Here is a 19,995-nt window from a genome sequence, read left to right on the forward strand (position 1 = left end):
CGGCTCACTCGCAAAAAAGGATATGCGTGCCCTGGCGGGCTTCCAACAACTCGCGTCAGTTCTCAGGCCTGGCAGTCGAGAATATCGCGGTCAATTCCGGCCATTTCGCTGAATTTATTCTTGAGATGACCAACCAATCCCGGTCCTTTGACGATGACGCCTATTTCCGCCCCTCGTGGCTTCCATGGATTGGAGGTTGTCGCGAGCCAGTTAAAACTCGTGATCAGCAAAGTGTCATCGTCCCAGGTGACAAATTTTCCGTGAACCTGATCGACGGCAAACAGTTTTATGCCTACTTCAGAAAGCGCGGCCGCGGTGCGCTCACGCTCTTCTGGTGAGACGCTTTTAGCGAGCTTGTTATGGATGAGCGTTACGGCGACCTGGTTTCTGTCGGTCGCGCGCATCGGCACGAAGACCGAGGTCTCACCGGCCGGCCCCAACAGATCGCAGACGGCGACGATGCTGGAGTTTGCGCTATCACGGGCTTCGCGAACCGCAGCCAGATGCTCATGATCTCTCAGCACCGCCACGCGATGTGGCCCATCGCTCCGCGCGTCAATCCGGCGACATTGATTGCGGAGCTCCGCCAGACGATAGACGTCCTTTGTCCACTTGCCTGATGATGGGATCCGAAGGAACGCCAGCGCCGAAGCAAGTGTGGCCACAACGTGCGGCTCCCGCAGCCTGATCGACACTTCAACTGATCGGTAAAGAGAGGAAAGCCAATTGCACGAGCCGACGTAAGCTTCATAGGATCCGTGAGGCCCCGAATCCGCCAAGACGATCTTGGCATGAGATCCGGTCTCGGTTTCGGCGAAGCGCAGATATGATTTTGTATGTGGAGACAGCTTGTCGAACATCGCCTTCGCTTCTCGAAAATCTTTCAGCGCCTCCTCGTTCAACTCCTCGTTTCGTTGACCCCACAGGAGATCAACTCTCACCTTGCGCTTCGCCGCGGCCTCCAGATCAGGCATCAAACGGCGCACGGCTTCCGTTCCCACGAAGCAGGTATGGATCATGACGAACGATTTCGCATCCGACAGGACGCGTTTCAGCTCCGAGAGATGAGCAGGCCCGCCTACCACGAGATCGTCCGCCGTTACCTCGGCATAGCTATAACCATCTTCCGTTTCCAGTTGGGTTTCGGCACGACCGGTCACTTCTTCAGCAGCTATATCGTCGCCCGCATCCGGCGCGACAGTCGCAGCGTCCACGATCGTTTGGCGAAATTCAGGAGAGGCGTATTGTGGCAGTCCCTCGACCTGGTCACCGGAGATTTGCACCGATGCGAAAAGACGCTGGGCCGTGATCCTGTGGTCGACCCACTCCTCGAAGGTCTCGTCCTCCTTCATGTACAACCGATCGACACTGCCTGTCGGCGACATGGTCAACTTGAAAACCCTGGGTCTCAGAACGAAGGCATTCTCGGGAAGCTTGTCCTTGTGTATGAGGGTGAGATCCTCGGGCTGGAAAAAGCTCATGGTAATCCGCTCCATGCACAAGGTATCGCGCCTGCGCAGGTTACGGGTATCTTCCGGCAGCTTCTTTAGTGCCGCTGCTTTTTTGCCACCTGCCGTCGCTTCAAACGCGACACGGCCGGAGCTCGTGTGAATGTCGACCCATCCGACACCGATCAGCTCGATCAGGCATTCGACAACCAGCCGGAGCGGGACGCCGGAGAGTTCAGCAAGCTCGAGGGAAGTTGCCCGTTCTTGGGCGAGCTTCCACAAGACCATGTGCTCGAATGCACTCCAGGTGCGGCCCTGCTTGACGATATAATCAGCCCGAACCTTGTAGATCGGAATATAGACTGTCATCCGGGCCGTCACTTTTGAGCCCCTCCAAAGTCCTTCGGCTGAATTCGCTTCACTCGGCCGCGCTTCTCCTCTGCGATCAACCACCGCATCAATCTGGTGATGTGAGCAAGCTCGTCCTCCTCGTTCGGTTCCGAAGAGACGTCCACCCGGCTCGCCAGAAAATTCCAACTGCCCACCAGGACAAGCTTCTGCCTTGCCCGACTTAGCAGAACATTGAAACGACGCCGGTCGGCCAGGAACCCAAGACCTTTGCCGACCTTCTCATCATTGTTGCGCACGAGCGAGGCAACCACGACGTCCGCTTCACTTCCCTGAAATTCGTCCACCGTTGCGCCCATCCGCTTTGCCTGGCGAATGTCGATTTCAGGATGGAGCAGGTTTTTCAGCTTTCCCGAAGCGATTCTGTCGGAAACCGCCGATATGATCTCGCGAACTTGTGCGCGGTAGGGCGACAAAATCTGAACATGGCAGTCTGTCCCGGCTTGCGAGTAAACTGCGACAATACCTGAACGACGGCATCGATCTCCGCGGCGTTGGTGTATCGGCGCTTGCCGTCGGCTCCTCCCACCTCACCTGTCGCCTGCTTGACCTCCTGCATCCAGGGCAAGTCTACGAAGACGATGCGCTGCTCCGGCATCCATGCGTTGGTCACGACGCCGAACGGCGGACCTTCGCTCTGAAATCTCGCGATAGCATCTTTATGCGTCCGCAGCCTCTCGCGATAGAAGCAATGCGAGATCATTTCGCAGATGTCCGGATGCATCCGATGCTGCAATTCAAGTTGCATGGCGATGGGCGCTTCCGCGACCACGCTTCTCTGGCAGCGTCGAAACATTTCCGCAAAGAACTGGACCATATCGAGCCAGACGGTGCAGCTCTCGGCGAACCTCTGCTGATCCTCATCGTCCAATCCGACATACTCACGACCGACCAGGCCGGGAGCAAATCCAGCTCCGTTCTTCCATGCGTTCAGAATGCGAGGGGGCTCGCGGAACAAGCCCTCGAGCGCTGCGAAATTGAAAGGAGGAAGCTGCTCCTGATCACCGATCAACAGCACCCGGTAGCTTGCCTGAAGCGCCAGAGCGAGGTCGAAACCGTGCGCTTTTCCGGCCTCTTCCACGATCGACCAATCGAAGCGCCGGTTATCCTCCAGCAACTGCGCAAGCTCCCCCGAGTTCGACGTTGCGAACACAACATTGGCCGCTTGGCGAACCAGCGATTCCAGACTGCGTATGTCTCGCGTTGCCGGCTTGCCTTGTTCCAGATCCGCCGCGATCGATCTTGCCCGCTCCAAGATGTGGGTTGGGGCAGACGCCGCCAGCGGGCTGTCCGAAATCGCTCTGGCCAAACGAGCAGTGGTGCGGGAGACGTAGTCGGCGTCTTCCCTGTCGTCGAGACGGACGACGATCGGACGCGTGGTCTGCGGCAAGGTCGCGATACGTTCGGCAAGCTTGCGCCGAACATGCCGGACCGCTTCATGCGAATGTGCGGTGATCAGTGCCTGCGTCGACACATCGACTTCGAGCAAGCGGGTCGTCAACGTCTCGAGAAGCCGCGTTTTTCCGGTCCCCGGTGGCCCCTGGAGCGCGAACAGGGGCTGTGTCTTCCAAATTCGGTTGAGCGCGAGCTGCTTTGATTCATCCATGCTCTCGATAGCATTGCTGCTGCCTGGGCTATCGGTCGTATCCCGTCGTGCTCTATCGGGATCGGCAATCGCGGTCAGTAGACCGGCATGACTCCGCATGCCGTCGATCGCCCTCTGACGCCGCTTGAGTTGCGCTATCGTTCCGCCGAGACCTGACGGCATCAGGTACATCCGGGAATCCAACGTCGGAGCTGGAAGGCCCGCATCTTCATGATAAAAGCGATACCTGATCCCGCCGGGGTGAAAGATCATGCGGTCGAAACGCCAGCGGATGTTGGTCTCTTGTTCGCCGCGCCCCAAAACGCCTTCATAGGCCAGCGTAAAATCCGACTCTTCCGCAAGAGGCATAGAGACAGCATCCCGCGTGAAAAAGTCTCTCATCTGATCGGCTGAACGTGAGAGCTTCAAGTTCAACGCGAGCTCATCGCGCTGTCCGTCGGGAACCGAGGTTACCTCGACGACAGCGCCTTCTGTCTGCTCTTCCACCTCGACGACGCGAACCGGCCAGATCTGGGCGGCCGTCAGCAACGCGTCCAATTGGTTCGTGATCTTGAAGAACTCCAATACTTGATATTGAGCATCGTCCAATTCGGTAGTGGTTGACTCGAACGGGAATACGGCATCCCAGGCCGCGCCGATGCTTCGCGCCCGGTTCAAGTCTCGTGAAAGCTTCGGCGCCGCCCGCACCTCAATCTTCCGCCCATCGAGCGAAGCTACTTTCTCCGTCGGATCCAGCGAAGGCGGGTCGGCGGACTGGCAAAATCCGACGTCCCAGGTCGGCGTATCCCTCTCCCATCGCTGTACGCGGTACTGAAGCAGACGACCGTTCAGCACGTAGTGCTGAGAGGGCGTCTGCCGGACGAGGAGTTGCAAGTCTCCGGTCAAGTCTCTTCGGATAAAGTCAAGCTGTGCCTCAACGTCTGCTGCTCGAATGGCCCCCTTGGCCGCGTTCGCTGTTATATCAGCGATGGCTTCGGAAAGACGGGAGCCCGCCCCCAGATTGAAGCCGATGTACAATGGCTTTCCGATGACGATCGTTCGGTTGCGTACCGAGGCATGCGCCTCCGAAAGCCCCTGCAAGATGGTGGCACTGTCGGTAAATCGCCGTTCGGGATCAGGCTCGAGCAGACCAAGAATGAGAGCTCGCTCGGGAGGGCCGAGATAAGCAAGGTTCAAAACGACTTCACGCAGTCTTTCGACCGTCTTGGTTCCTCTACCGGAAGGCTCGAACCCAAAAATCTCCGTGCAGAGCACACCGAAATCAAACCAATCTGTCGCGAATGAATACCGCGCATCCGATTTCTCGAGCTCCGGCGCCCGCAACCGATCGACCTTGTTGGAACCATCGCGTCCGACGGGCGACGCTGATGTGACGCGGAGCGACCATTCGAAGCCGCTTAAGCGAAAATCACAGTCGCCGCGGTCGTCGCTGAACACCGCAGCCGGCGAGATGGCCCGGTGAATAGTACCTTCCTCGTGCAGCATGCTCACTGCAGTTGCGATACGGCGCAGCCCTTCCCAAACCTTTCGCCGACGCGCCGGTGTTGAGACATCTCTTAGCCAAGGCCGGCGTCCGCGATCTGCGAGCATTTGCGCGAGCGGCTGGCGGTCGCCAGCATCGAGAACGACATAGAACCTTTTCTCTTCAATGCCGAGGTCCCGCAGCTGAACGAAATACTGTCCCGCTCTGGGATATCCTCCGAGGCGGAGAAGGCTTCGGATTTCGTGGTTCCAAAGCGCCCTTAGATCGGCAGACTCGCCGGTCCGTGACCATGTACGGGCGAACAAGAACATGCCGGCATCGCTCACCTCGTAAAGATACGGAAAACGACCAGTCCTGTCGCCGCGAATAATCGTGCGAACGATCCGGTACTTGTCGCCAAGATATTGTGGTGAGCTCACGAATCGGACCCTATAAACGATAAGTTGCAAACAATAGAAACATATGTCGGCAGGAAACAATGGCCGATGCTTGTTTCGACGATTTATCCAAGCGGAAATGGACTTTCTCGATGACCAAGGACCATGGACCGAAGCCGGACGACATCGACCCGTACGAGCGGCAATTACTTCCACCTGACGGGAACTTCGACAACCTTGTTAGCAACTGGAGGCGTGTAAATTCCCGGCTGACGATCTTCCTGGGCGCCGGGGCTTCGGTCGGCGCCAAAAACCGCGCAGGTCAACTCCTGCCTTCTGCGCTGCGGCTGCGGGATGAGATCTGGCTGGAGTTCATGTGCAACGATGAAGAGAGGCGAGCGTTTGGACCGAATACGCTCGGGATGATGACACTCGAGCATGCTGCGGCCTTGGCCGAAGCGCGGGCCGGACGGGGGGCAATAGAGGAATATCTAACGGCGCGATTCGACTGCACCCGACCTCTTTGGCAACACGCTGTGCTTCCCTTTCTCGGACCGAAGGCGCTCTTCACTACGAATTATGATGAGCTCATCGAAAAGGGCTGGCGCCTTCAGATTGGGCAACCAAAAACGGAGGAGATTTTCCTAAGGCACAATGCAGCGCACCTGGATTCTCCGGCTCCCAGAATGTCCTTGTTCAAACCGCACGGGACGATGGAGCTTGCAGCGCGCCAAATCGGGCAAGGAGGACTCGTCATTACAATGTTCGATTACTTTCGTATGATTGGCGATTACAAAGGTATGATCGAACGATTCCTTTCCGACTTCAACCAGAGCTGCGTACTGTTTATCGGATACGCTTTCATGGATATGGACATAGGAGCCGAGCTTTTTCGTCTTAGACAGGATAGAAAGATTCCATGGTACGCCGTGTTCCCTCGGGACGATGCCGACGTTCGGAGGATGTACGAGCAGAAGTTCGGCATCCTGCAGATCAACCGGCGCTCACTTGACTTCCTTGTAGAGCTCGATGATCGAGTTGACTTCATTGCAGACAAAAAATGGAAGTTCGATCAATTATCGAATCTTAGAGGGGCCGGCTTGATTCAATGAGTGGTGCGAATTTCTGGTCAATGCCGGGGTCGCAGCGATAAGTAATCATCGTACGTGCACGTATCGCACGCAAGAGGATCAGGGCCTACAAGGGGGGAGGCAAGACCATTAATAGCATGATCAACCCCGTAGCCGTTAATGGACTGTGGGCGCCTGTGGATATCGAACATGAGTGAAAGCCGCCGGCGGTATTGAGGCCATAGGGGCACGATGTGATTTGTGTCATCTTGCGCATCTCTTACGTTCATGCTGAGGCGTTTTGTCGACATCAGCTTAGATAGGCTCTATACGATGGCCAAATCTGTTTCTCTTCCTAACGGCCGGTTCTGGAAGGCGCAAACTGCCGCACTTGATCACTTCAAGAACATGCTCAAGCGGTATGCCGACGAGCAAACTGTCGAAGACTATCTTGATCACGATGATCTTGTCGCCCTTCTCGAGCGTTACGATGCCGTCATCATCGACGGACCGACGAAGATTGGGCGTGGAATAGACTATTTTTTCCGGCGCCAAAATGCTGGCGAAGGCTTTTCAACACCCGGCTTTTGGGTGCGTCGGGTCGACGGCAGCGAAACCGACCTCAGTTACATCCAGGCCGTAAAAGGGCAACCGAAGTCGAATGCGCAGGAGTTCTATGATGCCTGCAGAGCCGCCGTGGCGGCCGATCTCCTGGCGGCGAAGAAACGTCATTTCACCGCTTTTCGCTGATAGTACGGGCCGCGTCCCTTGCGACCTCACCGGCGAGTTGCTTGCTTTCCCTGACGCCCATCTCGATCATGCTTATCCGACTTTTGGGCAATTGGTCATAACATTCCGCGCCGCGCGTGGTTGGCAGCATGGCGCGCCTAATGGAACGCTGACCTTGCCGGCAGACGCGCAGACTACCACGACCTTTGTCGATAGAGCCGTCGCGGAGGCCTTCCGGCTATTTCATCACGGCGCAGCGACGCTCCGGATCGTTGCACGACACCGAAACCTCTCGATGTCAGCGGGTCAGCGGCGACCGAAAGTGAAGTTGCCAGTAAAGATTTAGGATGAGGTGTCCGCGCCATGGACCCATTGGAAAAAGACGCTGGCTACACGGTCACATTGCGATTCCTGATAGCACGCGGCTGGCGGATGAAGAGCTCGCGTTATTGCTCCGCTCCGTGATGGACGTTGGAGTATCCAAACAAGGCTCTGCTCGCGCAATTCTCAGCCGCCGAACTGGATCTCAATCGCGGGTGGGCGTCCACTGCATGCATTCTCCACATCGGTCGAGCAACAACAATCCGGATCTTTGCTGCAAACCGGTCGCCGTCGGCCATCCTTAATGCCCACCGTGGTATTGTGACAATGCCTCAGCGGATCCGCGCATCATCGAATGGCGGCAGAACCTGACCAAGATATCTTTTCAGTAGCGGAAAAACCTGCGAATCGACGAGATTGGCTTTATGAGCACGTTGCAGAAGACGATTGCAGACAAGTTCCTCGCCAAATTGGCCGAGGACGAGGACTTCGATTCAAAAAAGATCGAGCAGATTACCGGTCTCTTAGCGGCGGATAAGAAGCCTAAGGCTGACGACTTCGCCAAGGTATTCGCGTCTGATGACGCCGGCGACATCGAATGATCAAGCTCGAGAGCGCCCATATCGAAGAGGTACGTGGTATTCGCAAGCTGGATATCACGTTCGGCAAGAATACGTTCTCGGTATCCGGTCCCAATGGATCGGGTAAGAGCGGCGTGATCGATGCAATCGAGTTCGCGCTAACTGGCAAGATGAGTCGTCTGACCGGTGCGGGCACCAAGGGCTTGTCCGTCGCCGAGCATGGGCCCCACGTCGATAAGACCAAATTTCCGGACGCGGCCTTCGTCAGCCTGACCGTTCATTTCCAGGAACTTGGGAAGACGGCGACCATCACGCGCAAAGTTTCCGCTCCAAAAAAGCCGACGATCAATCCCAACGAACCTGATATCCGGGCGGCCTTCGACGAAATCGCCGGACATCCCGAAATTACACTGTCGCGCCGCGACATTCTGCGCTTCATCTTGATCGAACCCACCAAACGGTCAGAAGAGATTCAGGCGATCTTGAAGCTTGACGAGATCGGCCAGACGCGCGCGGCCCTGAACACCGCTGGCAACAGACTTCAATCTGCGCAAAAGCTCGCGTCGACACAGGTCGATACCAGTCGGGACACGCTGCAGCGGCACCTGCAGATTGCGGAATTCCGCGCGCCCGACCTCCTCAGCGCGGTCAATGCGCGGCGAAAGACTCTCGGGCTGCCGGAGATCGCGACGCTTGCAGCGGATACTAAGCTCGATGCGGGACTTTCCGGCGGCGATAAACTGCCAGAGTTCAACAAGGCATCCCAATTGCGCGATCTTGAAGCCCTTTCCGGCGCCTTGGAGAAGATTGGGCCTGCCGGCGCAGAGCCCACCACAGTTATTCTGGCGGCAATCGCCCATCTTGAAGCCGATCCCTCGCTCCTGGATGCATTTCAGCGCCGCGCTCTGATCGAGAAGGGCCTTGAACTGTTGGACGGCGCCGAGTGTCCACTCTGTGATCACTCCTGGGATAATGAAGATCACCTGCGCAAGCATCTGGAAACGAAGCTGTCGAAATCTGGAGAAGCCGCCAAGCTTCAGGCTGAGATGCTCGGCGCTGGTTCAACGCTCGCACAGTACAGCGCACGGCTGGGCGGGCTCATTGCGCCAGTTGTCAGAATCGCAGCCGAGCACAATGATGCCGCCCGCCAGCTGCTTGATCGCTGGGCGCAAGATCTTGAGACCTTCAAAGGCGGTCTCTCCGACCTGCAGGGCCTTGTCGGCATGAAATCGCGGCTTGAACGCGGCTGGCATGGTCTACCGGGTCAGCTCGCAACAATGCTCGTTGCTATTAGGGCCGCCGTAGACGCGAAACCCGACCAGACAGCCCATGTAGACGCGCATACCTTTCTTACGACGGCACAGTTGCGCCTCGATGATTATCGCGAGGCTATGCGTAAAGGCACCGCGGCCCAAAAAGCAGCCAAACTCGGCAAAGCCGCTTATGAGGCCTACTGCGATGTCATGGAGACCGAACTCAATGCGCTCTATGACAGCGTCGAAAAGGACTTCAGCACTTACTATAAGGCGGTCAACGAAGACGACGAAGTGAAATTCACGGCGAAGCTCAGCCCAAGCGAGGGCAAGCTGGATTTTAACGTCAATTTTTACGAGCGCGGCCTATTTCCGCCGGGTGCCTATCACAGTGAAGGCCATCAGGACGGGATGGGCGTGTGCCTTTATCTGGCACTCATGAAGCGTCTTTTCGGAGATCGCTTCACGCTTGCATTGCTCGACGACGTGGTCATGTCCGTCGATTCCGGACATCGCTATCAATTCTGCAAGCTGCTAAAATCGTATTTCCCCAATACCCAGTTTATCATTACGACCCACGACCGCCTTTGGGCGGAGCAGATGCGCTCGGCAGGTCTGGTTACCACCAAGACATCGCTCGCATTTCACAGCTGGACCGTTGATACAGGTCCGCTTGTCGAATCAAATGAAGAAATCTGGGACGAAATCGCGGCCGCACTTTCGCGCGGCAAGGTCGAAACCGCCGCCCATGGATTGCGGCGTCATCTTGAATATGCGTCTCGGCACCTAGCAGACCAGCTGGCGGCGCGGCCTGCGTTCCGCAGCGACGGAAATTACGAGCTTGGTGAACTACTCCCGAGCGTTCTGGTTCGCATGAACGAACTCTGCGGCAAAGCTGCGGATGCCGCCCAATCCTGGGGCAATACCGCGGCAAAAGAGGAGGCTCTTAGCCGCAAGACGGCGCTATCCGAGTCAAACGGCGCACGCAGCGTTGAACAGTGGGCCGTCAACAAGGCGGTGCATTACAACGAATGGGCCAATTTCGGCAAAAAAGATTTTGAACCCGTCATCGCCGCGTTCAAGAGCCTGCTCGAATGCTTTCGCTGCGATGACTGCGGCTCGTGGCTTTACGCTTCGCCCAAACCAATCCCCGAGTCTCTGCGTTGCGCCTGCAACAAGGTCACCCTAAATCTCAAATCGAAACCCAAGTAGACGCGTATCTTTTTCGTAAACCATTGCCATCCTCATAATTCTCTATTTGGAACAATCACTTACGGAAGACACCAGGCCTTCACTTGCTCAATTGCTGATCTCTCCGTTCAATATCGGGATTAGGTCATGCTGCGGCGTGATTCGCAGGAGCATCCATGGGTTTCAAGATCAAGGGACTAGATGACCTTCAGCGCGAGATGACGCTTCTCAGCCAGGTCGCCGAAGCGCTGGACGGCAAGCTCACGACCGTCAACTTTGATCCCCATGATCAAACAAGCGTCGAGCGCGCCATAGCCGACATGAAACTAGCGATTGACCAAAAGGTGAGCGGCTTTCGGAGCAGCACCATGGTCGATAACCTCGTGGCTGAGCTCAAGCAGAAATATGAAGAAGACATTCTAGCGCGTGCTGCAGCGGCGAGACTGGCGGACGGAGACAGGACGGTGGGTGGAAACGTGGACCAAGGCATTATGAGGCAGATCGAAAACACCGTGAACGACCTGCGCTCGGCCGAATTCAATACGTTCGACCGACACATCAAAAAGCTGTCGCGCCTGCTTCATTCGGAAACGCTCGAGCCGATTTCGAGCGCTCTGATTGCGGATATCGATCTTGATGCCTGGATCAAGTCAGGAGAAGCGACACAAGGTGGCATGGTCGGCAGCGCCACGCTGGAATGGCCGAGCGATCCGCAGAAAGAGCTCGGCTTGGTTATTCTCCTGATCGACAGATTCGCCCGGATCCCTGACGCGGCCATGGATTTCTCGCACACGTTTTACTATGCCGGGAACAAGCTGACGGCCAATGTGCAGAACATGGCCGCACAGATGATCGTACCGTTTGCGCGAGATTACATCGAGCATGTCAAGAGGGCCACGGGTACGACAGAAGCCACTCTGCTGCCGGTCCGCTCTGGTCCGGCGGCACGCAAGGTCTTCATCGTCCACGGCCACGATGAGGGCGCGCGCGAGTCCGTCGCCCGATTTCTTGAACAGCTCGAGTTCGAGGCGATCATTCTGCACGAACAGGCCAACCAAGGCCGCACCATCATTGAGAAGATTGAAGCACACGGCGAAGTCGGCTTTGCCGTCATTTTGCTGACGCCAGATGACATCGGCGGCATGAAGAACAGGGATGATCTCCAGCCCCGCGCGCGACAGAACGTCTTGCTCGAATTAGGGTATTTCATCGGCCGCCTCGGACGAGCACGTGTCTGCGCGCTCAAGCGCGGCGATATTGAGGTGCCCTCCGACTTTGGAGGCGTTGTCTATGAACCATTCGATGCCGGCGGCGCGTGGAAACAGGCCCTGAGCCGTGAATTGCAGGCTGCAGGATTCGATATCGATTGGAATATCGCGATGAAGAAGTAGCTATGGCGGGCAAGTAGGGGTGCCAATGACCGCAAATCCACATTTGCGCAACTGCACCTTCACCGATCGAGCGCTTCATCGCGGGGAAATTTCTTCACTCTCGTTTCCGGGTTCGCCTTCGCATGCCGCGCCGACCATTGCCCGATAGTACGGAGCTTTACTCGTCGGTAGTCGCGAAATGGACCTCGCACAGCATCGAACTCGTCCACGTAAATGTGCGGGCCCTCAAACCACTCATCGCCTTTGTCGTCGATATCGATGACTGAATCGTACGGAAGTACAAGGTATTCCTCGAGCCAAGCCCTGTTTTTCTCCGGCAACGCGTCCCAAATGGTCATAGCATTCGCACGAGCGGCCGCGAGTTGATTCACAAGCTTCTCGTCGTCCTCCGTGCGCCACGGATTGTTGTGCGGGGCGGAGTCGTCCATGCATTCCGCAAAATCCCAGGCCACGCCACCATCATCGATGAATGCGAGATGGCGGTGTCTTAGGACATGTAGTCCGTCATGGTGACAGCCTTCATACCGATAGACGCACCATCGTCTCGCCCGGAGTTTCTCGCGCTGTGTTTCATCGGCATATGGATAGCGGTCATCACTGGCGTCTCTCACCAGAACTTCCAAACCGAAACTCTGCAGCAATCGCTGCGCCTTACGTTTGACGACGAGCTTTCGGCGCACCTCCGCGCTTAATGAACGCTGGCGGATCCGCTTTGACACTCCAAAGAACGTGAACAATACGTCGTCATTCTTGGGTTGGTAGAGCATGTCTTCCAGCTCGCCCTTGCCCCAAAGATATGCTTCCTGGAACCCAAGCTCCCGCGTCCTGGTTCGGAAAGCGTCGCGTGCCGCTTTGGAGAAATCACATGCGGCGGCGAAGATGATTCCATGGAGCTGTTGGCCGCGAGGAAGCGCATCCAGATATGCCGCCATCTTTTTCGGCGGAATGGATTTTTCGCGTTTACATTGAATTAGCCAGACGCGGTCCTTTACGTCGCTATCGGTTCGGTTCTCACTGCCATCATCATCGTCGTTGTCGCCATCAATTCCACCGTCGAAGTTACCCTGCACAGCTTCATAGCCGCGCGCGTCGAACCCTTCATCACTCCCGGTTCGCCCCGTAGCCTCAAGCTCACGCCATTGCCTGAAATCGTAGAGGAGACGGCGCACCAAGTCCTCAAACCGGCGGGGCTCCAGATCCTCGAAATGCAAGGGACCGGTCGTTTTCGTCGGAATCGACTTCGTCACCATCCCTTCACGACCTCACGAACTTCATAAGCGGAGCGATATCGTGATTGTCCGCTGCCTGGAGGGCGGCGACATAGGCGTCGCGCAATGCGCCAGTTTCGTGAATGGTGCCGCTGCCCCAAGTAAAGGCCTTGCCGCCGAGCTTTTCGATCAACAAATCGGCCATCATGCGCGCATGCCGGCCATTGCCGTTCGGGAAACCATGAATCTGCGTCAGGCGATGATGCAGCCGCACCGCGATTTCATCGGGCGGGAAGGTCTTATTTTCTACCCAGAAGCGTACGTTATCGAACATCACCGGCATTTCGGCGGCAACCAGATGCGGATCGATGCCGATGTTCAGTTCCTTCTGGCGATACTTTCCCGCCCACTTCCACACTTCGCCGAACATCTGCTTGTGCAGGTTCTTCGAGAAGCCTTCGTCGAGCAGCGCCTCGGCGCCGCCGCGGCGACGGCCTCCCCACACCGCTCCTTTCAGGATGTTTTCTTCCTCGGCTTCATTGAGGTCGGCGCGCGTTGTGACCCATGTCTGGATCAGGTCGCCGCGCAGCGCTGGATCGAGCGGCGTCGCGTCGTTCGGCTCCTGAAACAGATCAGTCTCGGTCATTCCAGAGATCCCGCTCCTTCACATTCTCACGGATATAGGCGTCAATCCGCTCGTCCGTGTTGCCGTCGGCCGTCTCCTGGGCTTCGAGCCTCATCGTGTGCGCAACCCGGCCGAGCTCGCGCTTTGCGATCTTGCGCGCCCGCCCGAGTACGGCGCCTTCAAGGGAGTCGTTTGGTACGAGCGCATAGACAAGCGTGCAGTCGAGGGCTTCTGCTGCGCGCCGCAGCGTCTTCAACTGAATGCTGCCACTCTCTTCCGATTGCTCCAACGTCTCGACGCTCTGCGGCCGGACAGCGAGCCTTCGTGCAAATTGCACACCCGTCATGCCGAGGGCATCACGGATGGCGCGCACCCACCCTTTCGGTGGCGCATGGAACCGCTCCACGGGCTTGAGCCCCTGGAGACGATCGTCGAGCCTTTGTCGGGCGCGGTGACGTGTACCGGTTTTCATAGTATAGCCTGATTCCAGAAGACTATTCTCAGGTTCTAACCTTAGTCTCACGCCATAATATCAGGGTCTAGGTTGATATTCTATGAATAAAATCAGGTCATGGCCTGCCAGCTAACCCTTTGAAATTCAAAAGGGGAGCTGGCTTCTGTCGATTCCAGCCGCGAACCTAAGAGCGTTCCTGGCCCAGACGTCCCCCTCACGCGCGGCCAGTTCCAATGCCAACGGGCCAGTCAGCAGCCAGGATGGCAGCCGCGGCTGACCACGCTGGGCGGCATACTTCGCGCGGCATCCGGCAACGAAGCGATCCTTCCGCGCCATCACGTCGGGAAAGGATTGCAGCTGTACCGCGGGATCGTAACGCATATGCGTGCGATACCGCAGATACACCGGTAGCCCATCAGAGAGCTGCCACGCCACCAGTGGCATGGCGGCCGCCGCGAAGGACGAGCCGTGCGGCAGATAATGCGGCCCCAGATCGACAATCGTATCCTGAACCTCGACCCAGAAATGCGAGGGCTGGTCGCTACCGTAGCCAAATCCCTGCAGACCGGCTCGTTCCCCCGAGCGGGCAACAACGAACGCTACGAAATCCCCGCCGGCGAGGCAGGTGTCGAAGCCTTCATCCTGCAACAACGCAAACACGGCAAAAGCCGCATATAGGCAACGCTTGTCAAAATCATCCGCGAACTCACTGCGGAGCGTCTTGTCCACAATTGCCAGTGTTCGCACTATCGCGCTTTCGATTCGCATCCTTCGAGTATAGCGCCGTACGCAGGTATTGGTCCGTTTTGAACGGACTCTTTGATGATGATCGTGCTGCCGTGACGCTATATGCTGGCCCCGATGACCGAAGACAATGAGACGCCGCTATCGCAATGCGATGTGCCGCCTGAGCGAAGACCGGCTCTGGAGTCTTATCATACGCCGTCTCGTCGATAGTGGCTCCGATGTTATTTCCCTGCGGCGCCTCATCAAGGATGTGCGGCGAAATTTCAATCTGTTCACGCGGGAAAACTACGTCTGCCACGATGGGCTGCCCTACGACTATGCAGCGGTCCAACACAACGAAATGCTGGAGCGCGCGGGCTCCGGCGCGTTTTGGGGCCATACATCGGATCCAAAGGCGTGGGGCACCTCGCAAATGGCCCACGAACAATTCGACAGACTGTCAGGCATTGCGTCGACCAACCGCAACCGCGAGGATCGATTGCCGTTAGCCCTCATCGATACGGTTGAAGGCTGGCTGAACAATAGCGGCGCGGACGAACTCGCGAAATGGAGCCATGCGTATCTTGCCCACGCCGGCACACCGCAGAAACGTGAAGAAGTGGCTCATCTGCTGGTTACAACGAATAAGATAACGAACGCGATTAAGGCGCTGGCGCGCGTTACCGAAGCGGTGTCCGCTTATATTCTGTTCGCGAGCGGGCGGTTGAACGGCCTGATGCCAACCGCACAGTTCGATCAGTTTGAAAAACTCGATCAATCGGTCATGCGCGCCGATCGCGTAGACCAGGCCCACATCCTCTGGGATAAGCTCAGCTCAGAAAGCGATTCCTGCCTTGAGGATGTTGGCCGCGATCTGACCCGGACCTAAGCAGGTGCCTGACCCCGCAAGTCAGCGGCTGGGCACGGTATGCGCGAACTGCGCCAGATCTGCGGGGCGCGCAGAAACTTGAGTACCCTCATTGAGCTTCATCGCCCAGTCACGCACCTGATCGGTAAAGGCCTTGTCCTCTTCGCCCGGCAGAGGTATGCGCCGAGCCTGGCTCCGCTTCTTTGTGCGATCTGGGAGTTGCGACAGGCGGAATGGACCGAGTTCAGCCTAGCTGATGGCAGAAGCGCGTACGGATGATGTGGTGGTGGGCGGACGAGCTCGACCGGCTAAGTGAGCACGGTCGTGTCATCAAAATGATTGCCTGAGATAAAGGGGATTCAAAGTGGGGTGCTCCCTTAAGTCGCACCTCCATTAGTTCGACATGTTGGTGTCAAGCAGCGCCAGAAGTGAGCGCACTACTACTAGTCGCCGACGTCCGATCGTTGTCGTGACGATACGCCCAGCTCCTATCAACTCGCAAATCTTCGTGCGTCCCAAGCCGGTCACTTCGCATACATCGTCAATCGTGCAGGTGAGCCGCTGCGTGAATGGCATCGTGCTCGGTTCTGCGCATTCGGAGCGGATAGACTGACTTGTGACTGTTATCCGCCAGTTTTCTCTCGTCGATTGAATCTCACATGGCCTCCTATTCGCACAAGGCTCGGACAGGACAAGAGTTGATGGTGGGACGAGCAACGTCAATTCGAACATCCGAGGGCGCTCGCGTACGGCAGCGCGCATCAGCGGCGGATTGAATATTTCCGGACACCAAAGGCGACGAGGAAATTTTTTGCGAATGCGCCAGCCACAGTGGGGCATCGCACCGAGACTAGTCTATGTCGGCAGCAAATTTCCCAAGCGTTCGCCGCTGTTCACCAGCGTCTTATTCAACCATTATTCAACGAACGCGGCTGATGGCTACCTAAGTGCCTGAGTTTGCTGGCGCTCCCTAGGGGAATCGAACCCTGTTCAGCCTCGAGAGGCCGCGTCCTGACCGCTAGACGAAGGGAGCTAAACCACTGAAATTGCGCCTAAACTTGCGATCTCATCAACTTCCTGCGTCTGGCACGTGGTAGATTACCACATCTAACCCATTGAACTTACACACACGGTTGGTTCATTGGGGCCTATAAGCGTCCGACCGTTTTCGCATGACGGATGCGAGCGATGCCGGAAACCACCTCACAGAAGATGATCGGCGCGATCACCATCTTGATCGGCTTGATCAAGTCGTCGCCGAGTGCCTTGAACCAGTTATTAGTTGCGAGAGACGGCGACAGCAGCGACGAGGACACCGATCAGGATCGCGATCAGCACCTGGACATAAAGGAGGTTGTACGAAGGTCGAGACGCCCGCGCGGACCGCCGCAGTTTTCGATCTTGTCATGATTTCCTCCCCAAATACGAACTCGAATATCTGGTCGCCGCGCGTTGAGAGGCGACCGACATCACACGAGCGGCCACCTTGTCCGGTTCAGACGACGATGTCGGAAGTCCGACAATCGGCAACGTCATCCAAAAGCAGGCAGTTACGCGTGTTTTCTCGCCAAGCAAGGCGCTCACCAGATTCTGCGAGCGGCACGCCAATTGCTGGGATCAGGAGCAAACCCGCCGCAAGCCAAAGCGCTCGCAGCGGCCCCGTCTCAGGACTGCCCGATGAGCCGCGCTCGATTGATCCCGATCAAAGCACTGATGCCGCTTATGCTCGGAAGTGAAAACCGGCGAACATCAATGTCGCAGTTGCCGCCAAGTTCACCGAGCCGGCCGGGGACATCGCACCCTTCAACCAGAAATCCGGACAGAAGGCCGTGTTCGGCGCGAGCCAACAGCTTTCTAGCCAGATTACGCACTGCGGGTCGTGCCAAATGATTCTCACGGCCAACGATTCCCGCCCGAAGAAATTGGGCGAGGATATTCTCGCCGAACGTGAAAGCCGGCTCACCTACGCTAGCGGCAACCTGGTGCTCTGGAGCAGGACGGCGAAGTTCGTGAACGGCTCCGACACGTTCACGACGGCATCTATCCTAAAATTGTCGATCTGCAACTCCGCCGCGGCGCTCTTTGGCGCAACTGCAGTGGAAGCGACGAAGGCCATCGACGTCTATGAGGGCATGCAACTGGAGCCGGTCGAGGGCGCCACCATCACGCAGGCCTACCAATTCGTCGGGACGGAATATGCCGAGCTCAGCGCCGCCCCGCTTCCGCAACTCGCAGACAGCAAGACCCGTTTCGCGCTGGCTCGTGCCGCAGGAGTTTGTGACCCGATCTCGCAGGACGTGGTGCGGTTGGAGACTGACGCAATAACCGAGCGACGCGCGCCTTCCGTAAGGGGCCCGGTAGTCTACGCAAGCATTGCGCGAGCATGACTGTATGCTCGAACGCTTAGGTTGACGCGCATGGATGGCTTTTCACCAGAAATCTGGCAGTCGCTCGGGCTCACGATCGAGCTCGCGAGCGTGACGACCGTGATCCTGCTGATCGTTGGCACGCCGCTCGCGTGGTGGCTAGCACGCTCGAAGAGCCTTTGGAATGAGGCGGTGGCCGCGATCATAGCGCTGCCGCTCGTGCTGCCGCCAACAGTACTCGGTTTTTATCTTCTCGCCCTGCTCGGCCCGGTCGGCCTTCTCGCCTCTCTCTGGGACGGGCGCACGCTAGCCTTCACCTTTGCGGGGCTCGTGGTCGGATCGGTTTTGTCCGCGCTGCCTTTGGTGGTGCAGCCCATCCGCAACGCCTTCGCTGCCATGGGTGACCGCCCGCTGGAGATCGCGGCCACTCTGCGCGCCTCACCGTTATATGCCTTCTTCACGGTCGCCCTGCCTCTGGCGCGACCGGGTCTTCTGACAGCCGCCGTGCTTGGCTTTGCGCATACGATCGGCACGTTTGGCGTCGTGCTGATGATCGGCGGCAACATTCCTGGGCGCACCAAGGTGCTGTCGGCTTTTCTCTTCGACTTTGTCCAAGAGTCGCGCTGGCGCGAAGCAAGCTGGCTTGCCGGCGCCATGGCGATGTTCGCCGTTGCGGTAGTCCTCACCTTAACCTTGATCGATAAATCCAGCAGAAGGAGGAGCACGTGAGGACAGCCACACCGGGCCGGATTGAAATTGCCTTCAGCGGCAGTATCGCTAGCTTTCCACTCGATACGCAATTCAGCGTACCGGCCAAAGGCGTGGCGGCGATTTTCGGCCCGCCAGGGTCCGGCACGACTGCGGTGGCGCGCTGCATCGCTGGCCTGGAGCGTTTGCCGGCCGGCTTCTGCGCCATCGATGGCGAGGTATGGCAGGACGAGACTACCTTCCGCCCACCGCATCTGCGTCCCATTGGCTATGTGTCTCAGGAGGCGGGTCTTTTTCCCCATTTGTCGGTCAGGCGCAACTTGCTTTACGGTGCGCCCAAACCCAAACCGATGCCGATCGCGTTTGATGAGGTGGTCGAACTGCTCGACCTAGTGCCGCTGCTCGACCGCTCTCCCTCGCATCTCTCCGGCGGCGAGCGGCAGCGCGTCGCCATGGGTCGCGCGCTGTTGTCTCAGCCCAGACTGCTTGTGATGGACGAGCCGCTTGCCGGGCTCGACAGCTGCGCCAAACGTGAGATTCTGCCGTTCGTCGAGCGCCTGCCCGAGAAGCTCGCGCTGCCGATGATCTACATCGGCCATGACATGGCGGAGATCGAACGCTTTGCCGATTATCTCGTTATGATGGAGCGCGGCATGGTAACCGCGGCTGGGCCGCTGCATGTCTTGCAGAGCGATCCTGCGCTGCCGCTTGCGGCGAGCCGCGAAGCCGCCATCAGCCTTGATGCCGTGGTGAGCGGCTATGATGGGCGCTATGGGCTTCTTCTTCTCCGCCTCAAAGGTGCGCGCCTGTTGGTGCCGGCGCCGCCGCTTGCACTCGGCGTGCACCAACGGCTGCGCATCGCTGCCTGCGACGTCAGCGTCGCGCGCGAAGCGCCGCGCGCAGGCTCCATCCTCAATGTCTTTCCGGCGCGCATCAGAGCCTGTTTGCCGCTCGGCGCGACTGAGATCACGCTGGTACTTGCTCTCGGCACCGGGGGCTCGGGCACGGAGATTTTGGCGCGCATCACGCGTTTCTCCTTTGATTCACTAGGGCTCAAGGATGGAGTGGACGTATTCGCCCAACTCGAGCGCGTCTCGCTGCTCTCGGCCTCTGAACCGCCATTGCAAACCATAGCGGCTTCCACACCAACAGCAGATCCTCGACAGGCAAGCGCCGCGGGTG

At 57.8% G+C, this 19,995-nt stretch carries 15 protein-coding genes, 1 tRNA gene and 2 pseudogenes; 9 read left to right on the forward strand and 9 right to left on the reverse strand.

The genetic code is table 11. The features are described from left to right. Window positions 1–62: 62 nt before the first annotated feature. Genes LMTR13_RS26285 through LMTR13_RS26295 form a run of 3 tightly spaced genes read right to left on the reverse strand, consistent with a single transcriptional unit; the run spans window position 63 to window position 5,364 of the window. Window positions 63–1,817 (reverse strand): phospholipase D-like domain-containing protein, encoded by a 1,755-nt coding sequence (locus LMTR13_RS26285; RefSeq protein WP_156795808.1) that lies wholly within the window; start codon window positions 1,815–1,817, stop codon window positions 63–65. Between the two features lie 8 nt (window positions 1,818–1,825). After that, on the reverse strand, window positions 1,826–2,272 hold the full coding sequence (locus LMTR13_RS43110) for a C-terminal helicase domain-containing protein (RefSeq protein WP_197520921.1): 447 nt from the start codon (window positions 2,270–2,272) through the stop codon (window positions 1,826–1,828). Continuing rightward, complete coding sequence (locus tag LMTR13_RS26295; RefSeq protein ID WP_156795809.1) at window positions 2,200–5,364, reverse strand: AAA domain-containing protein; 3,165 nt, start codon at window positions 5,362–5,364, stop codon at window positions 2,200–2,202. The genes LMTR13_RS43110 and LMTR13_RS26295 overlap by 73 nt, the downstream gene beginning before the upstream one ends. A 110-nt stretch (window positions 5,365–5,474) precedes the next feature. Here LMTR13_RS26295 and LMTR13_RS26300 point away from each other — a divergent pair, with 110 nt between their 5' ends. The 5 genes from LMTR13_RS26300 to LMTR13_RS26315 all read left to right on the forward strand — a co-directional run bounded on the left by LMTR13_RS26300 (window position 5,475) and on the right by LMTR13_RS26315 (window position 11,858). Continuing rightward, window positions 5,475–6,434: an SIR2 family protein gene (locus LMTR13_RS26300; RefSeq protein ID WP_065730316.1), complete on the forward strand. Its 960-nt coding sequence runs from the start codon at window positions 5,475–5,477 to the stop codon at window positions 6,432–6,434. A gap of 291 nt (window positions 6,435–6,725) precedes the next feature. Continuing rightward, window positions 6,726–7,142 (forward strand): DUF3223 domain-containing protein, encoded by a 417-nt coding sequence (locus tag LMTR13_RS42905; protein ID WP_236843138.1) that lies wholly within the window; start codon window positions 6,726–6,728, stop codon window positions 7,140–7,142. Window positions 7,143–7,867: 725 nt separating this feature from the next. After that, on the forward strand, window positions 7,868–8,044 hold the full coding sequence (locus tag LMTR13_RS41955; RefSeq protein WP_197520922.1) for a hypothetical protein: 177 nt from the start codon (window positions 7,868–7,870) through the stop codon (window positions 8,042–8,044). Continuing rightward, a complete protein-coding gene (locus LMTR13_RS26310; protein ID WP_065730317.1) occupies window positions 8,041–10,488 on the forward strand; it encodes an AAA family ATPase in 2,448 nt (815 codons plus the stop codon). The genes LMTR13_RS41955 and LMTR13_RS26310 overlap by 4 nt, the downstream gene beginning before the upstream one ends. 155 nt (window positions 10,489–10,643) lie before the next feature. Next, window positions 10,644–11,858, forward strand: a complete 1,215-nt coding sequence (locus tag LMTR13_RS26315) for a TIR domain-containing protein (protein ID WP_236843140.1) — start codon at window positions 10,644–10,646, stop codon at window positions 11,856–11,858. Between the two features lie 59 nt (window positions 11,859–11,917). Here LMTR13_RS26315 and LMTR13_RS26320 read toward each other — a convergent pair whose 3' ends face one another. From LMTR13_RS26320 to LMTR13_RS26335, 4 genes are all read right to left on the reverse strand, one after another. Further along, window positions 11,918–13,105, reverse strand: a complete 1,188-nt coding sequence (locus LMTR13_RS26320) for a restriction endonuclease (RefSeq protein WP_197520923.1) — start codon at window positions 13,103–13,105, stop codon at window positions 11,918–11,920. 7 nt (window positions 13,106–13,112) lie between these two features. Continuing rightward, the gene (locus LMTR13_RS26325; RefSeq protein ID WP_065730319.1) at window positions 13,113–13,712 is read right to left on the reverse strand and encodes a mobile mystery protein B; all 600 of its coding nucleotides are present in this window, start codon (window positions 13,710–13,712) and stop codon (window positions 13,113–13,115) included. After that, complete coding sequence (locus LMTR13_RS26330) at window positions 13,699–14,163, reverse strand: mobile mystery protein A (RefSeq protein WP_065730320.1); 465 nt, start codon at window positions 14,161–14,163, stop codon at window positions 13,699–13,701. Before LMTR13_RS26330 ends, LMTR13_RS26325 begins: the two co-directional genes overlap by 14 nt. A 126-nt stretch (window positions 14,164–14,289) precedes the next feature. After that, a complete protein-coding gene (locus tag LMTR13_RS26335; protein ID WP_156795810.1) occupies window positions 14,290–14,874 on the reverse strand; it encodes a hypothetical protein in 585 nt (194 codons plus the stop codon). Between the two features lie 145 nt (window positions 14,875–15,019). Here LMTR13_RS26335 and LMTR13_RS26340 point away from each other — a divergent pair, with 145 nt between their 5' ends. Next, the gene (locus tag LMTR13_RS26340) at window positions 15,020–15,760 is read left to right on the forward strand and encodes a hypothetical protein (RefSeq protein ID WP_065730322.1); all 741 of its coding nucleotides are present in this window, start codon (window positions 15,020–15,022) and stop codon (window positions 15,758–15,760) included. Between the two features lie 940 nt (window positions 15,761–16,700). Here the strand turns inward: LMTR13_RS26340 and LMTR13_RS26350 are convergent. Both LMTR13_RS26350 and LMTR13_RS39865 read right to left on the reverse strand, forming a co-directional pair. Beyond that, window positions 16,701–16,772, reverse strand: a tRNA-OTHER gene (locus LMTR13_RS26350). A 118-nt stretch (window positions 16,773–16,890) separates the two neighbouring features. Beyond that, window positions 16,891–17,131: pseudogene (locus LMTR13_RS39865) on the reverse strand (cation:dicarboxylate symporter family transporter); the annotation flags it as partial. 401 nt (window positions 17,132–17,532) lie between these two features. Between LMTR13_RS39865 and modA the strand changes: the two are divergent. The 3 genes and pseudogenes from modA to modC form a co-directional block, all read left to right on the forward strand. Continuing rightward, window positions 17,533–18,126 carry a molybdate ABC transporter substrate-binding protein gene (gene modA / locus LMTR13_RS26355; RefSeq protein ID WP_236843499.1) on the forward strand — a complete coding sequence of 198 codons (594 nt, stop codon included), beginning with the start codon at window positions 17,533–17,535 and terminating at the stop codon, window positions 18,124–18,126. A 30-nt stretch (window positions 18,127–18,156) separates the two neighbouring features. After that, window positions 18,157–18,834: a molybdate ABC transporter permease subunit gene (gene modB, locus LMTR13_RS26360; protein WP_065730325.1), complete on the forward strand. Its 678-nt coding sequence runs from the start codon at window positions 18,157–18,159 to the stop codon at window positions 18,832–18,834. Further along, window positions 18,831–19,913: pseudogene (gene modC / locus LMTR13_RS26365) on the forward strand (molybdenum ABC transporter ATP-binding protein); the annotation flags it as partial. The gene modB and the pseudogene modC, both read left to right, overlap by 4 nt. Between the last annotated feature and the right edge of the window lie 82 nt (window positions 19,914–19,995).

This window comes from Bradyrhizobium icense (assembly GCF_001693385.1).
Taxonomy (GTDB): Bacteria; Pseudomonadota; Alphaproteobacteria; order Rhizobiales; family Xanthobacteraceae; genus Bradyrhizobium; species Bradyrhizobium icense.